The 12,889-nt window shown below is 64.5% G+C and carries 14 protein-coding genes; 7 read left to right on the forward strand and 7 right to left on the reverse strand.

The annotated features are described in order from the left end of the window. Positions 1–13: 13 nt before the first annotated feature. The 5 genes from CGS25_RS14305 to CGS25_RS14325 all read right to left on the reverse strand — a co-directional run bounded on the left by CGS25_RS14305 (position 14) and on the right by CGS25_RS14325 (position 4,443). Positions 14–355: a Spy/CpxP family protein refolding chaperone gene (locus CGS25_RS14305; RefSeq protein WP_101675879.1), complete on the reverse strand. Its 342-nt coding sequence runs from the start codon at positions 353–355 to the stop codon at positions 14–16. A 198-nt stretch (positions 356–553) separates the two neighbouring features. Further along, positions 554–1,243, reverse strand: coding sequence for a response regulator (locus CGS25_RS14310; RefSeq protein ID WP_089032910.1), 690 nt, complete (start codon positions 1,241–1,243; stop codon positions 554–556). A gap of 85 nt (positions 1,244–1,328) precedes the next feature. Next, positions 1,329–2,699, reverse strand: coding sequence for an ATP-binding protein (locus tag CGS25_RS14315; RefSeq protein ID WP_101675880.1), 1,371 nt, complete (start codon positions 2,697–2,699; stop codon positions 1,329–1,331). A 145-nt stretch (positions 2,700–2,844) separates the two neighbouring features. Further along, a complete protein-coding gene (locus CGS25_RS14320) occupies positions 2,845–3,420 on the reverse strand; it encodes a cob(I)yrinic acid a,c-diamide adenosyltransferase (RefSeq protein ID WP_089032908.1) in 576 nt (191 codons plus the stop codon). Between the two features lie 114 nt (positions 3,421–3,534). After that, positions 3,535–4,443 (reverse strand): ketopantoate reductase family protein, encoded by a 909-nt coding sequence (locus CGS25_RS14325; RefSeq protein ID WP_101675881.1) that lies wholly within the window; start codon positions 4,441–4,443, stop codon positions 3,535–3,537. A 98-nt stretch (positions 4,444–4,541) separates the two neighbouring features. On the opposite strand from CGS25_RS14325, the gene CGS25_RS14330 reads away from it, so the two are divergent. Then, positions 4,542–5,864, forward strand: coding sequence for an AmpG family muropeptide MFS transporter (locus CGS25_RS14330; protein ID WP_232802424.1), 1,323 nt, complete (start codon positions 4,542–4,544; stop codon positions 5,862–5,864). Positions 5,865–6,048: 184 nt separating this feature from the next. Continuing rightward, positions 6,049–6,351 (forward strand): MGMT family protein, encoded by a 303-nt coding sequence (locus CGS25_RS14335; protein ID WP_101675882.1) that lies wholly within the window; start codon positions 6,049–6,051, stop codon positions 6,349–6,351. Positions 6,352–6,464: 113 nt separating this feature from the next. Here the strand turns inward: CGS25_RS14335 and CGS25_RS14340 are convergent, their stop codons facing one another. After that, positions 6,465–7,226 carry an SDR family oxidoreductase gene (locus CGS25_RS14340; RefSeq protein ID WP_101675883.1) on the reverse strand — a complete coding sequence of 254 codons (762 nt, stop codon included), beginning with the start codon at positions 7,224–7,226 and terminating at the stop codon, positions 6,465–6,467. Positions 7,227–7,674: 448 nt separating this feature from the next. On the opposite strand from CGS25_RS14340, the gene CGS25_RS14345 reads away from it, so the two are divergent. The 5 genes from CGS25_RS14345 (at position 7,675) to rimI (ending at position 11,842) form a co-directional block, all read left to right on the forward strand. Then, positions 7,675–7,965 (forward strand): co-chaperone GroES, encoded by a 291-nt coding sequence (locus CGS25_RS14345; protein ID WP_089032904.1) that lies wholly within the window; start codon positions 7,675–7,677, stop codon positions 7,963–7,965. A 69-nt stretch (positions 7,966–8,034) separates the two neighbouring features. After that, positions 8,035–9,678, forward strand: coding sequence for a chaperonin GroEL (gene groL / locus CGS25_RS14350; protein WP_101675884.1), 1,644 nt, complete (start codon positions 8,035–8,037; stop codon positions 9,676–9,678). 265 nt (positions 9,679–9,943) lie between these two features. After that, a complete protein-coding gene (gene rrtA / locus CGS25_RS14355) occupies positions 9,944–10,546 on the forward strand; it encodes a rhombosortase (RefSeq protein ID WP_101675885.1) in 603 nt (200 codons plus the stop codon). A gap of 82 nt (positions 10,547–10,628) precedes the next feature. Next, positions 10,629–11,375 carry a hypothetical protein gene (locus tag CGS25_RS14360; RefSeq protein ID WP_101675886.1) on the forward strand — a complete coding sequence of 249 codons (747 nt, stop codon included), beginning with the start codon at positions 10,629–10,631 and terminating at the stop codon, positions 11,373–11,375. Next, complete coding sequence (rimI, locus tag CGS25_RS14365; RefSeq protein ID WP_089032900.1) at positions 11,372–11,842, forward strand: ribosomal protein S18-alanine N-acetyltransferase; 471 nt, start codon at positions 11,372–11,374, stop codon at positions 11,840–11,842. Before CGS25_RS14360 ends, rimI begins: the two co-directional genes overlap by 4 nt. 512 nt (positions 11,843–12,354) lie before the next feature. Here rimI and CGS25_RS14370 read toward each other — a convergent pair. Continuing rightward, positions 12,355–12,852 (reverse strand): hypothetical protein, encoded by a 498-nt coding sequence (locus tag CGS25_RS14370; protein WP_101675887.1) that lies wholly within the window; start codon positions 12,850–12,852, stop codon positions 12,355–12,357. Positions 12,853–12,889: the final 37 nt, after the last annotated feature.

Consider the following 12,889-nt stretch of genomic DNA (forward strand, 5'->3'; position numbering starts at 1 on the left):
TTTGTGGACAGCATCAATCGTGATCGCGGTTCTGATCGCGCTCGGCTTTCTTCTCTTTCCAGTGCTTCATGCGCTCTTCGCGCAGTTCCTTGGCTTTGGCTTTTTGTTCCGGCGTCAGCACTTGATCAATCTTGCCCTTGGTTTCGTCATGAAGGACGCGCATTTTCTTGCCCTGTTCGTCAAAGATCGCCTTCACCTGGCCCTGTTGCTGCTCGGTCAGGTTCAGCTCCTCGGTCATGTGTTTGACCATGCGCTCAGAGCCGGGGCCGGGGCCGTGTTTCGGGCCGGCCATGGCGGTGCCCGCCAGGGCGGCGCTGGTGAACAGGGCGAGGGCGAGAGTGGTGACTTTTTTCATGGTGTTGCTCCTTGAGGCGGAGAATCAAAGCCGGGTCGATCCCGGCGTTGTCACCAGTGTCGGCTGAAAATGTGCAGCCAATATGCAGGAATCATGGAAGACGGCTGCAAGCTTCAAGCCGCAAGCTGCAAGCAGGTAGTGCCGGGCGGCACGGCCATACCGGGCCGGCATGGCTCGCTTGTAGCTTGCAGCTTGAAGCTAGGTCGTTTCGTCTGGGGTTTGCAGGCGGTAGCCGACTCCATAGACACTGCCGATCCAGTCGTGATCGCCGGGCAGGTCGGCGCTGAGTTTTCGGCGCAGTTTGCGGATATGGCTGTCGATGGTGCGGTCCGAGACCACCCGGTGGTCCGGGTAGATCACGTCCATCAGCTGGTCGCGGGTCCAGATGCGCCCGGGTTGGCGGGCCAGGGTGGCGAGCAGCTCGAACTCAATCGCGGTGAGCGCCACCCGGTGGCCGCCGTGAACCACCTCGAAGCGGTGCCGGTCCAGGTGCAGGCCGGTGTCGACTTGCTCGCCGGCCGTCGCCATGCGGCTGCGGCGCAGCACCGCCTTGACCCGCGCCACCACTTCGCGAGGGCTGAACGGTTTGCAGATGTAATCGTCGGCGCCGATCTCCAGGCCGAGCAGGCGGTCCACCTCTTCGACCCGGGCGGTGATCATCAACACCGGCACTTCGGAAAAGCGTCGGATCGCCTTGCACAGTTCCATGCCGTCGCCGTCGGGCAGCATCAGGTCCAGCAGCACCGCCCGGTAGTCCCGTTCGCGCACCCATTGTTCCGCCTGGGGGGCACTGGCGGTGATGTCCGCGTCGAAATGGCTGTGGCGCAGGTAATCGGCCAGCAACTGGGCGAGGCGGGGTTCATCTTCAACGATCAGAATGCGGGACATAGGGGGGTCCAGTTTTCAGTTTTCAGTTTTCAGTTTTCAGTGGTTGGTTTTTCTGAACACTGAAAACTGAACACTGAAAACTGGGTTAAAAAAGAATCGTAATTTGTAATCCGCCCAGGGGGCTGTGGTCGGCGGTCATGGTGCCGCCGTGGGCTTCGACGATGCGCTGGCAGATCGCCAGGCCGAGCCCGGCGCCGCCGGTTTGCCGGTTGCGTGAGCTTTCTACCCGGAACAGGTGATCGAACAACTTTGGCAGGGCGTCGTCGGGCACGCCGGGGGCGCTGTCGTTCAGGGTCAGGCGCCAGCGCTCGCCGTGCCGGGCCAGGCCCAGGTGCAATTGGCCATTCGGGTCGGTGTACTTGAGGCTGTTTTGCAGCAGGTTGTCGAGCAACTGCCGCAGGCGCACCGGATCGCCTTGAATGCGCGCGCTGGCCAGTTCGGTGCGCAGCTCGATGCCCAGGCGCGCCAGCGCCGGGCGCACCGCGTCCAGGGCGTCTTCGCACAGTTCGTCCAGATCCACGCCGGTGAAGTGATAACGCAGATTGCCGGCGTCGGCCAGGGCCAGATCGTGCAGATCGTTGACCAGATGGGTGAGCTGGCGCACTTCGGATTCCAACGCGGCGATGGTGTCGGCGCTGAGCGGGCGCACGCCATCGACGATCGCCTCCAGCTCGCCCTGCAGCACCGCCAACGGCGTGCGCAGCTCATGGGCAATGTCCGAGAACCAGCGCTGGCGGGCGCGCCGGCCCTGCTCCAGGCGTTGGCCCAGGGTGTCCACGTGGCGGATCAGTTCGCCCAGCTCGTCGCGCCGCTGGCTGCCCAGCCGGCCCTGGTAATCGCCTTCGCTGAGCCGCCGGGTGTGGCCGGTGAGCGCGGTGATCGGCGCCACCAGGTGGCGGGCCAGCAACCAGGACACCAACAAGGACAGCCCCAGCCCGACCAGCGCCATCCAGCCGGCGAAGCGCAACTGGCGGGCCTGGAAGCGCCGGTCCAGTTTGTCGCGCAGGGCGTCCTGGTCCGGGTAAGCGAGCCAGCCCACCAGGCGGTTGTTGACCTGAATCGCGACCTTGCGGCTCAGGCTGCGCGGCTGTGGCGGGCCCAGCAGCGGGCGCTTATCCGGCGCCAGCAGAGTCAGCGGCTGGGAATGGATGTCGTCGCGTTTGCGGTCCCGGTCACCGCGATCGTCGTCACGTTCCTGGTCGCGGTCGCGTTCCCCGGCCAGCCAATAGAGCCGGTGCAAAAGACGCGGGTCCTGAATCAGAAAGTCCCAGCTGCCGTTCTGCGCGTACGCCACCGCCAGGTGTTCGGCCAAGCGTTCCACCTGGGCCTGCTGGCGTTCGTCCAGATACTGGCTGAGGCTTTGCTGGAACGAAAAAAAATAAAACCCGCTGGCGGCCAGAATCAACACCAGAAACGTGGCCAGGAAGGTGAGAAAAAATTTATTGCGTATGCCCATGGAATCAACCGGCGGGGAAGCGGGCCGCGATGGCGGCGCGAAGTTCCCCAGTGTAAGCGGCGTGCCTCAGTGACCCCATAGTCTTGCACATTCTTTCAAAATCGCACCGTCTTCAAAGCCATACTGTCTTCAAAACCATGCCGGCTCAGCGATCCTGGCGGCGCACCCATTGGGGCTCGTCGGTCTCGGTGCGCAGGTTGATCACCCGCGCCATCACGAACAGCAGGTCACTGACCCGGTTGAGCACCGCTCGGCTGACCGGGTTGACGGCCTGATCGTCGTGCTGGCTCAGTTGCACCAGACGGCGCTCGGCGCGGCGCGCCACGGTGCGGCAATGATGGCACCAGGCGGCGTCCGGGTGACCGCCGGGCAGCACGAATTCCTCCAGGGGCTCAAGCTCCGCGTTCAAGGTGTCGGCTTGCGATTCCACCTCCACCAGATCGGTTTCGGTCAGCGCTTCACTGCCCGGCACCGCCAACTCGCCGCCCAGGTCGAACAGCAAATGCTGTAACCGCTCCAGCAGGGCATCCAGATCGGCGTCCAGAGCCCGGGCCCGCAGCACGCCGAGCACGCCATTGAGTTCGTCCAGATCGCCCAGCGCTTCGATGCGCGGGTGGAATTTGGCCACCCGCGAGCCGTCGGCGAGGCCGGTCTCGCCCTGGTCGCCGCTGCGGGTAATGACACGATTGATGCGGGTCTTTTCTTCCTTGGAGGCACTCATCGGGTTTCTCCCTGAAGCCAGGCGGGGCAAGGCGCCCCCTTGAAGGTGGTTCGCCGAGAGTACCCCGGCGCTGGCAACGGGGGAACCGACGCCGGCCCGGCGCGGGAATTTTTGTCACTGTTTTCCAATCGGATGGCGAGCGCGCACCGCCGCCACGATCCGCTCGTGGCTGGGCAGGGCCAGCCCCAGCGTGGCCGCCTGGCGCAGCAGCCAGCCATTGATCGCGTCGATCTCGGTGACCGCGCCGCGTTGCGCGTCGGCGCGCATCGATGAGGTATTGCCGGCGGTGGCGCGCACCACCGCCATCACTTGGGGTAAGGAATCGCCCGGCCAGTGCGGGTCAAGACGGCGCAGTAGCGTGTCCGCTTCGGCGGCCAGGGCGGCGGCCTCGGCGTGCAACGCCGGGTCCTCCAGCAGGCGGCCATTGGCGACGTCGTGCAGGGCGGTCAGCGGGTTGATCACCGCATTGGCGATCAGCTTGTGCCATTGGCGGTCGCGGATCGCATCGCTCCAGGCGAGCCCGGGCCAATGCCGGGCCAGTGTCGCGAACCACGCCGGTGGCGTGGCCGGGCCGCCCATCCAGCTGTGGTTCTCGGCGACGATCTCATGGCGCGGGTGCTGCCCCTTCACGGCCGTGGTGGTGACCACCTCGATCAGGGTGGCGGCGCGGGGCAGGCGCCCCTCCAGGCTGCCCAGGCCGTTCTGAAGACGCAGCACGGTGAGGTCCCCGGCCAGCGGCAGGCCGGCCAGGGCGTCGTCGGTGTAGGGCGTTTTGCAGGCCACGATCAGGCGCCGGATCGGCGCGCGCAGCGCCGCCGGCGCGATCACCGGCAGCGTCAGGGCCTGGGCCGGGCGGCCGTCGGCGAAACACAGGGTTTTGTCCAGCCGCGCCGGGCCCTGGCGGCGCAGCACCGTGACCGCCTGATCGGCGTTGCGCAGGTACCAGGCGGCCAGCGTGCCCATGTTGCCGGCGCCGAGCAGAAACCAGGGTGCCGGAGATGGCTGAAAAGGGGAGGTCGACATGGCGCTATGCTAACCGCCGGCCCCGCGCGGGTCATTGTTATCCGCGTCGTAAACCCTGAATATGACGACTTCCTGATGTCTGGACCCTGCCGCTGACCATGCGCGACACCCTTCGCTCCGCCTGGCAACTGTACCGCCACCCCCGGGTGCTGGTGATGCTGTTTCTGGGCTTCTCTTCCGGTTTGCCCTACCTGCTGGTGTTTTCCACGCTGTCGGCCTGGCTGACCGTGGAAGACGTGAGCCGCGCCACCATCGGTTACTTCAGTTGGGTGGGCATCATGTTCTCGATCAAGGTGTTCTGGGCGCCGGTGGTCGACCGGCTCAAACTGCCGTTTCTGACCCGCTGGCTGGGTCAGCGGCGCGGCTGGTTGCTGCTGGCCCAGCTCGGCATCGCGGTGTCGCTGGCGTCGATGGCGCTGGTGGAACCGGTCGGCCACCTGGCCCGCTTCGCGCAACTGGCACTGCTGGTGGCGTTCTTTTCCGCCACCCAGGACATCTGCGTGGACGCCTACCGCATCGATTCCGCCGAAGACCGCTTCCAGGGCGCCATGGCCGCCACCTATATTCTCGGCTACCGCAGCGCCATGCTGATGGCCGGCGCCGGCGCTTTCTACATCGCCAGTTTTGATTCCTGGAAGGGCGCTTACCAGGTGATGGCGGCGTTGATGGCGGTGGGGGTGATCACCACCCTGGTGATCCGCGAGCCGGACACCCCGGCGCGCGAAAGCTTCGGCCGCCATCCGCTGCAATGGTTGCGCAACGCGGTGTTCGAACCGTTCCACGACTTCTTCGTGCGCTACGGGAAATACGCCCTGGGCGCGCTGGCGCTGGTGGCGATCTATCGGGTCAGCGACATCAGCATGGGGGTGATGGCCAACCCCTTCTACCTGGACATCGGCTACACCGAGACGGAAATCGCCACGGTGGCCAAGTTCTTTGGTTTCTTTATGACCATGCTGGGTTCGCTGGCGGGGGGCTTGCTGGTATCCAGGATGGGGCTGGCCCGCTCGCTGTTGGTGGGCGCGGTAGGGGTGGCGGCCACCAATCTGCTGTTCGCGGTGATGGCCGCCCACTCGCCGGTCACGGTGCTGGCCCAGGAGCCTGAGCAGATCCGCTGGCTGGCGCTGTCCTGGCTGGCGGCCGTGATCAGCGCCGACAACCTGTTCGGAGGCTTCGCCAACGTGGCCTTGATCGCCTATATGTCCAGCCTCACCAACCGCAACTTCAGCGCCACCCAGTTCGCCCTGTTCAGCTCACTGATGACCCTGCCGGGCAAGTTCATCGGCGGCTTCTCCGGCGAAGTGGTGGAAGCCGCCGGCTACCCGGTGTTCTTCAATTATTCGGCCCTGCTGGGCGTGCCGGCGATTCTGTTGGTGATTTGGTGGATGCGGCGCAACGGCGCGGATCGTCGTGTGGATTGATGTGGAGTTATGGATGCAGGATTCAGGATTCAGGATTCAGGATTCAGGATACAGCGCGAAGACCGGAGTGGCGGTGGGCTGGACGTTGGGTGTCTCGCGCTGCAAGGATGAGTGTGGGCATTGTCGTTCAAGAGTGTCGTCGTCTTGATCGGGTTGTATCCTGGATCCTGTATCGGTTTTTCCCATGACCCCTGAGTTCCGCGACGCCGTTTACCAGATCGTTGCCGCCATTCCCGAAGGGGTGGTGGCCAGCTATGGCCAGGTGGCGGTGATGGCGGGTTGGCCGCGCCACGCCCGTTTCGTGGGCCGGCTGATGAGCCGGCTTCCCGAGGGCTCCAAGCTACCCTGGCATCGAGTGATACGCGGCGACGGCGGTTTGCCGCTGGCCGGCACATCCAGTGGCGAGGTCCAGCTTCGGCGACTCGCCGACGAGGGTGTGCTGGTGATCGGCGGCCGCGTCCCCAAGCGCTGTTTCTGGCAACCCTGAGGCAACCGCCGATAGCGCGCAACGACCAGCGCGGAACACCGCGCGTCCAGGCCACCGCCGCTCCGGTCTTCGCGCTGTATCCTGAATCCTGTATCGCGGCCGTAGGCCGCCCTCTATCTCAAACCGCCATCGGTTTCGATCACGCGGCCGGTGAAATAGTCGTTCTCGAAGATGAACAGCACCGACTTGGCGATGTGCTCCGGTTCGCCGAGGCGCTTCAGGGGCACCGAGCCGACCAGCCGGTCGCGGGCTTCCGGTTTCATCGCGGCGATCATGTCGGTATTGATGGTGCCCGGCGCCACCACCCCGGTGCGAACGTTGTAGCGCGCCAGTTCCCGGGCCCAGACCTCGGCCATGGCCACCACGCCGGCCTTGGCGGCGGCGTAGTTGGTTTGCCCGAAGCTGCCGTGGCGGGCGATCGAGGAGATATTGACGATCACCCCTTCCTCCACGCCCAGGCGTACCATCGCCGCCGCCGCTTCGCGGCCGCACAGGAACACCCCGGTCAGGTTGACGTCGATCACCGCCTGCCATTGCTGCAGGCTCATGATGGACTGCACCTCGCCATCGCGGGCTTTCACCAGCAGGCCATCGCGGGTAATGCCGGCATTGTTGACCAGCCCGTGCACGGCGCCGAAATCGGCCACCACGTTCTCGAACAGCGCGGTCACTTCGCTCTCGCTGGCGACGTTGGCCAGATAGCGCTTCGCTTCGCCACCGGCCTGCTCGCAACGGGCCACGGTGTCGCGCAGATCGTCCTCGTTCAGATCCACACAGGCCAGCCGTGCCCCGCGCGCCGCCAGCGTCTCGGCGATGGCGCGGCCGAGCCCGCGTCCGGCCCCGGTGACCACCACTACCTTGCCGTTGATGTCCACGGTGGAACTCCTTATTCGGATTAGGGGAGCGGGGATTATGCGGGCATCGGACGTGATGGCCAATCCGGGGCGCGTTGGTTCGGGGCAACAGCGCCGTGCCATTCGGCTGAAAGACGTCGCTGGCTGGGCGGCGCGCCTCCATGCCAGCGACGGGTTTGATTCTCCCCGCGCCGCAGCGCGGGCACGGCCTCCTGCCATATCACGGCCTCGCCCGTGTTGTATCCTGAATCCTGAATCCTGAATCCTGAATCCTGTTCCCCACCCTTGAATCCGGCCGGCCCAACCCCATCTCGCAGGCGCGGCGGTCGATAGCGATATCGGTATCCGCCTATTGACTGGACACCGCGTGTCTCTATGATTGGCACTCGACTCGTGAGAGTGCTAATTCCGGCCCTTGAGGCGGCCAGCCGCCGGGGCCAATGAACTGTGAACTTGGAGATTGGAAACCATGAAGATCCGTCCTTTGCATGATCGCGTGCTGGTGCGCCGCGAGGAGGAAGAGACCAAATCCGCTGGTGGCATCGTGCTGCCGGGTTCCGCCGCCGAGAAGCCTTCCCGTGGCGAAGTGATCGCCGCCGGCAACGGCAAGATCCAGGAAAACGGCGATGTCCGTCCCCTGGACGTGAAGGTGGGCGACAAGGTGATTTTTGGTCAGTACTCCGGCAGCACCGTTAAGGTCGAAGGCGAAGAGCTCCTGATCATGAGCGAAGCCGAGATTCTGGCCGTCATCGAAGGCTGAGAATTGAAGGTCCGGGGTGAATGCGTTCAACCCGGACGGCGATAACCGAATTTGCAGAGGTATACGAAAATGGCGAAAGAAGTACTGTTCCGTGACGAGGGCCGTCAGCGCATGGTCCGTGGTGTCAACATTCTCGCTGACGCGGTGAAAGTGACCCTGGGCCCGAAAGGCCGCAACGTGGTGCTGGAAAAATCCTTCGGCGCGCCGCTGATCACCAAAGACGGCGTCACCGTGGCCAAGGACATCGAGCTGGAAGACAAGTTCGAAAACATGGGCGCGCAGATGGTCAAGGAAGTCGCTTCCAAGGCCAACGACGAAGCTGGTGACGGCACCACCACCGCCACCGTGCTGGCCCAGGCCATCGTTAACGAAGGCCTGAAAGCCGTGGCCGCCGGCATGAACCCGATGGACCTCAAGCGCGGCATCGACCGTGCCACCGACGCCGTGGTTGCCGAGATCAAGAAGCTCTCCACGCCGTGCGACACCACCAAGAGCATCGAGCAGGTGGGCACCATCTCCGCCAACTCCGACAAATCCGTGGGCGAAATCATTGCCCAGGCGATGGAGAAAGTGGGTAAGGAAGGCGTCATCACCGTTGAAGAAGGCCAGTCCCTGGCCAACGAACTGGAAGTCGTGGAAGGCATGCAGTTCGATCGCGGCTACCTGAGCCCGTACTTCATCAACAACCAGGAAAAAATGCAGGTCGAGCTGGAAGCGCCCTACATCCTGCTGGTGGACAAGAAAATCTCCAACATCCGCGAACTGCTGCCGGTGCTGGAAAACGTCGCCAAAGCGGGCAAGCCGCTGATGATCATCGCCGAGGACATCGAAGGCGAAGCGCTGGCCACTCTGGTGGTCAACAACATGCGCGGCATCATCAAGTGCGCCGCCGTGAAAGCACCGGGCTTCGGTGACCGCCGGAAGGCCATGCTGCAGGATATCGCCATCCTCACCGGTGGCACCGTGATCTCCGAGGAAGTCGGCCTGAGCCTGGAAAACGTGGCTCTGGAAGACCTGGGCAACGCCAAGAAAGTGAACATCGATAAGGAAAACACCACCATTATCGACGGTTCCGGCGACCAGGGCGACATCGATGCCCGCGTTGATCAGATCCGCAAGGAAGTGGAAAATTCCTCCTCCGACTACGACCGCGAAAAGCTGCAAGAGCGTGTCGCCAAGCTGGCCGGCGGTGTCGCGGTAATCAAGATCGGTGCCGCCACCGAAATGGAAATGAAAGAGAAGAAAGCCCGTGTTGACGACGCGCTGCACGCCACCCGTGCCGCCGTTGAAGAAGGCGTGGTACCGGGCGGCGGTGTTGCCCTGGTGCGCGCGCTGACCAACATCGGCGAGCTGAAAGGTGACAACGACGAGCAGACCGCCGGCATCGCGCTGATCATCCGCGCCCTGGAAGCGCCGCTGCGTCAGATCGCCTTCAACTCTGGCGACGAAGCCTCCGTGGTGGTCCAGCAGGTGAAAACCGGTACTGGCAACTACGGCTACAACGCCGCCACCAGTGAGTACGGTGACATGATCGAAATGGGCATCCTGGACCCCGCCAAGGTGACCCGTTCCGCTCTGCAGGCAGCCGCTGCCGTGGCCGGCCTGATGATCACCACCGAAGCAATGATCGCCGACAAGCCTGAAGAGAAAGGCGCTGGCGCCCCGGACATGGGCGGCATGGGCGGTATGGGTGGCATGGGCGGCATGATGTAAATCACGCCGGTCATACCGACCCGTTCGAAAAGCCCCGCCTCCGTGCGGGGTTTTTTTATGCGTTTGATTTTCTTTTTCCATGCCGCAGGTTTGTTTGCCCGGGCCTGGCCGTGTCCGTGCTGCAGCGTCGCAACAGACAACCCGTCGCTGGCACGGCCTGCTCCCACAAAACCGCCGGCTCTACGGTTCGTGCCCTCAACCGCGAAACGGCGTACCCTGCGTCCTGAAAACTGAAAACTGAAAACTGAAAACTGAAAACCGCCCTATGCCCCCTCGTGATCGAAAATTGCGTGTCCACGCGGCGCTCTTTATCACCGTTCTGGTGGCGTTGGGCCTGGCGCACCCGTGGGTCAATCCCTGGTTGCGCTATGACCGGGGCGCGGTGCTGAATGGCCAGGTCTGGCGTCTGATCACGGCCCATCTGGTGCATCTGAATGGCTGGCATTTACTGCTTAATCTGAGTGGTTTACTGCTGATTCTCTATTTTTTCCAGGATCTGCTTGATCGCCGCCGCTTCTGGCTGTGGTTTGCTTTTTGCGCGCTGGCGGTGAGTCTGACGTTCGTGTTTCTGGATACCGGTTTGCGCTGGTACCTGGGTTTATCCGGTTTGCTGCAGGGCTTGCTGGTGCTGTGTCTGGTGCTGGGCTGGCGGGGCAATCCATGGCTGCACTCACTGGTTCTGGCGCTGGTCGCCGGCCGTCTGATCTGGGAGCAGTTGCCCGGCTACGACACCGGCTACCTGAGCGCCTGGATCAACGCTCCAGTGTACGTGAACGCGCATCTTTACGGCGCCCTGAGCGGCCTGTTGCTGGCCACCGTGATGCTGGCGGCCGGCCCGGCGCGGGGCCACGCGCGGCAGGGCCACTGACGCCGCGCTTCCTTTTTTCCGGTCACGGATTTGCTAGAATCCAGCCCACGCCTCTCACTTTCTTTTTCCCGGGACCCGCCCGATGAACGAAGCTCGACGACAGTGGTACCTGAAGGCCATGGGGCTGACGCCCTGGGTGGCCCGCGCACCGCTGCCCGGGGCGGCGCCTTCGGAGCTGCTGGACTGGCGGATCGAAAGCGAAAACGACGAGGGCATGGCCGGCGAGCCCGCCACCGTGGCGGAGGCGACGCCGGTGGCGTCGCCGCAACGCCCGGCATCTCCGCCGCCCGCCGTCACTAAACAGGCCGCGCCGCCGCCGGTCGAGGCCGAACCCCAGAGGGCGCCGGAGGCCGCCGTGGTGACCGGGGAGGCGCCAGCCCTGGCGTTCACCCTGGAAGCCCATCTCGCCGGCGACACCTGGGTCATGTTCGAGCAGGAGGACGCCCAGGCGCCGGGGCTGGGCCGCTATGGCGCTCCGCTGGCGGCCTCGTTGCTGGCGGTCTTCGGCGTTACCCCGCAACGGCCGCGGCGTTTCTATTGCCCGCTCACCGCCGATCAGCCGATGAGCGCGGACGAGGCGGCCCAGGCCCTGCAGGCCTTTGTCGATGGGCTGGCCCGCCAGGCTGGCGGCGCGCGGGTGATGTTGTGCCTGGCCGAACAGCACGTGCTGGCGCTGTTCGGCGCCGAGCGCTATCAGCCCTTTACCCTGGGCGAGCGGCCGGCCCTGGCGATCAGCACCCTGGCGGAAATGCTGGCCGAGCCGGCCACCCACAAAGCCCGTAGCTGGCGCGCCATGGTCGAAGGCGGCTTCGCCGGCGGGCAGCAATGAGCCACCGTGCCACCGGCGCGCGCCTGCGCGCCATGACCCGTGCCGATCTGCCCGGCGTGCTCGCCATTGAGCAGGCCTGCCAGAGTACGCCCTGGAGCGAGGGCAACTTCCGCGATTGCCTGCAAAGTGACTATCACTGCCAGGTGGCCGCCGTGGACGGCGTGCTGGCGGCGTTCATGGTGCTCTCCAGCGTGCTCGATGAAACCCACCTGCTCAATATCGCCGTGGCGCCGGCGTTTCAACGCCGGGGCCTGGGCCGCTGGATGATCACCGAAGCGCTCACCGAGGCGGTGTCCTCCGGTATCACGGTGATGTATCTGGAAGTACGCGCTAGCAACCACGGCGCCCGGGACCTCTACCAACAACTCGGCTTTCAGGAATCCGGCCGGCGCAAGAACTACTACCGCGCTGGCGACGGCCGCGAAGACGCGGTGTTGATGTGGGCCGAACTGGCGCCGCATAAATAGAAGGCGGGACAGGGAGCAGAGCGGGCAAGGCGCTTGCACGCGACACGCACGCGCTTCGCGCTACACGCAGCACGCAAAGTCAAAACCCGGTTCGGCCGCGTGGGATCTTGATCGCGAACCGAGCCTGAAAGGCGAGGCGGGCTTGGCAAAGCCGATTCGCGGTCAAGGACCGCTCCCACACCAGAATCCAACTCCGGCGCAGGCCTGGCTGTTCTCTTCTAACCTGTGCCCTGTTCCGGCCCCGCTACAACGCCGCTGTGGGAGCGATCCCTGATCGCGAACCGAGCCTGAAAGGCGAGGCCAGCTTGGCAAAGGCGGTTCGCGGTCAAGGACCGCTCCCGCACGAGAATCCGACTCCGGCGCAGGCCTGGCTGTTCCCTCCTAACCTGTTCCCTGTTCCGGCCCCGCTACAACGCCGCTGTGGGAGCGATCCCTGATCGCGAACCGAGCCTGAAAGGCGAGGCCAGCGTGGCAAAGCCGATTCGCGGTCAGGGACCGCTCCCACACCAGTATCAAATACCGGCGTCAGTCTGGCTGTTCCCCGCATCCTGTTTCTTGTTGCCGTCTTGGGCCGGCCGTTGCGGGCGGGGGATGACCCAGCCATCTTCGCCGTGTTCCAGGTTGAGGCGGCGTTCCTGGGTAAAGTGGTCGTCTTTGGCGAAATCGCCGAATTGCACGCGCACCGCCGCCAACGCCATGATCATGGCGAAGCGGTCCATGGCGTCGCGGTCTTCGTCGTTTTTGATTTCCTTGGAGTAGTCGGACAGGTCCCGTTTCGCGCGCAGGGTGTAGCTCACGGCGAGGGTGTAGTGGTCGTCGTCCTGTTGCTGGCGATCGGCGATTTCCACATCGTCGGCTTCCAGCAGGGCGTCCAGGTGCGCTTCTTTGAGCTCCCGGTTCAGGGCATCGCGGATCACGTCGTTATCGGGGGCGTTGCCGCAGGCGCTGAGCAAAACCAACAGGGCAAGCGTGCAAAGGGCAATCGGCGCCCGCAAAAGAGAAGGGTTCATGGGTCGTCCTTGTTATGGTTCCGGCGCCGGTCAGCGG

The organism is Alloalcanivorax mobilis (assembly GCF_002864685.1).
Classification (GTDB): Bacteria; Pseudomonadota; Gammaproteobacteria; order Pseudomonadales; family Alcanivoracaceae; genus Alloalcanivorax; species Alloalcanivorax mobilis.

Excerpts from the sequence above, each read along its gene's own strand:
- CGS25_RS14305 (WP_101675879.1), bottom strand. The coding sequence starts at position 355 with ATGAAAAAAGTCACCACTCTCGCCCTCGCCCTGTTCACCAGCGCCGCC.
- CGS25_RS14310 (WP_089032910.1), bottom strand. The coding sequence starts at position 1,243 with ATGTCCCGCATTCTGATCGTTGAAGATGAACCCCGCCTCGCCCAGTTG.
- CGS25_RS14315 (WP_101675880.1), bottom strand. The coding sequence starts at position 2,699 with ATGGGCATACGCAATAAATTTTTTCTCACCTTCCTGGCCACGTTTCTG.
- CGS25_RS14320 (WP_089032908.1), bottom strand. The coding sequence starts at position 3,420 with ATGAGTGCCTCCAAGGAAGAAAAGACCCGCATCAATCGTGTCATTACC.
- CGS25_RS14325 (WP_101675881.1), bottom strand. The coding sequence starts at position 4,443 with ATGTCGACCTCCCCTTTTCAGCCATCTCCGGCACCCTGGTTTCTGCTC.
- CGS25_RS14330 (WP_232802424.1), top strand. The coding sequence starts at position 4,542 with ATGCGCGACACCCTTCGCTCCGCCTGGCAACTGTACCGCCACCCCCGG.
- CGS25_RS14335 (WP_101675882.1), top strand. The coding sequence starts at position 6,049 with ATGACCCCTGAGTTCCGCGACGCCGTTTACCAGATCGTTGCCGCCATT.
- CGS25_RS14345 (WP_089032904.1), top strand. The coding sequence starts at position 7,675 with ATGAAGATCCGTCCTTTGCATGATCGCGTGCTGGTGCGCCGCGAGGAG.
- groL (WP_101675884.1), top strand. The coding sequence starts at position 8,035 with ATGGCGAAAGAAGTACTGTTCCGTGACGAGGGCCGTCAGCGCATGGTC.
- rrtA (WP_101675885.1), top strand. The coding sequence starts at position 9,944 with ATGCCCCCTCGTGATCGAAAATTGCGTGTCCACGCGGCGCTCTTTATC.
- CGS25_RS14360 (WP_101675886.1), top strand. The coding sequence starts at position 10,629 with ATGAACGAAGCTCGACGACAGTGGTACCTGAAGGCCATGGGGCTGACG.
- rimI (WP_089032900.1), top strand. The coding sequence starts at position 11,372 with ATGAGCCACCGTGCCACCGGCGCGCGCCTGCGCGCCATGACCCGTGCC.
- CGS25_RS14370 (WP_101675887.1), bottom strand. The coding sequence starts at position 12,852 with ATGAACCCTTCTCTTTTGCGGGCGCCGATTGCCCTTTGCACGCTTGCC.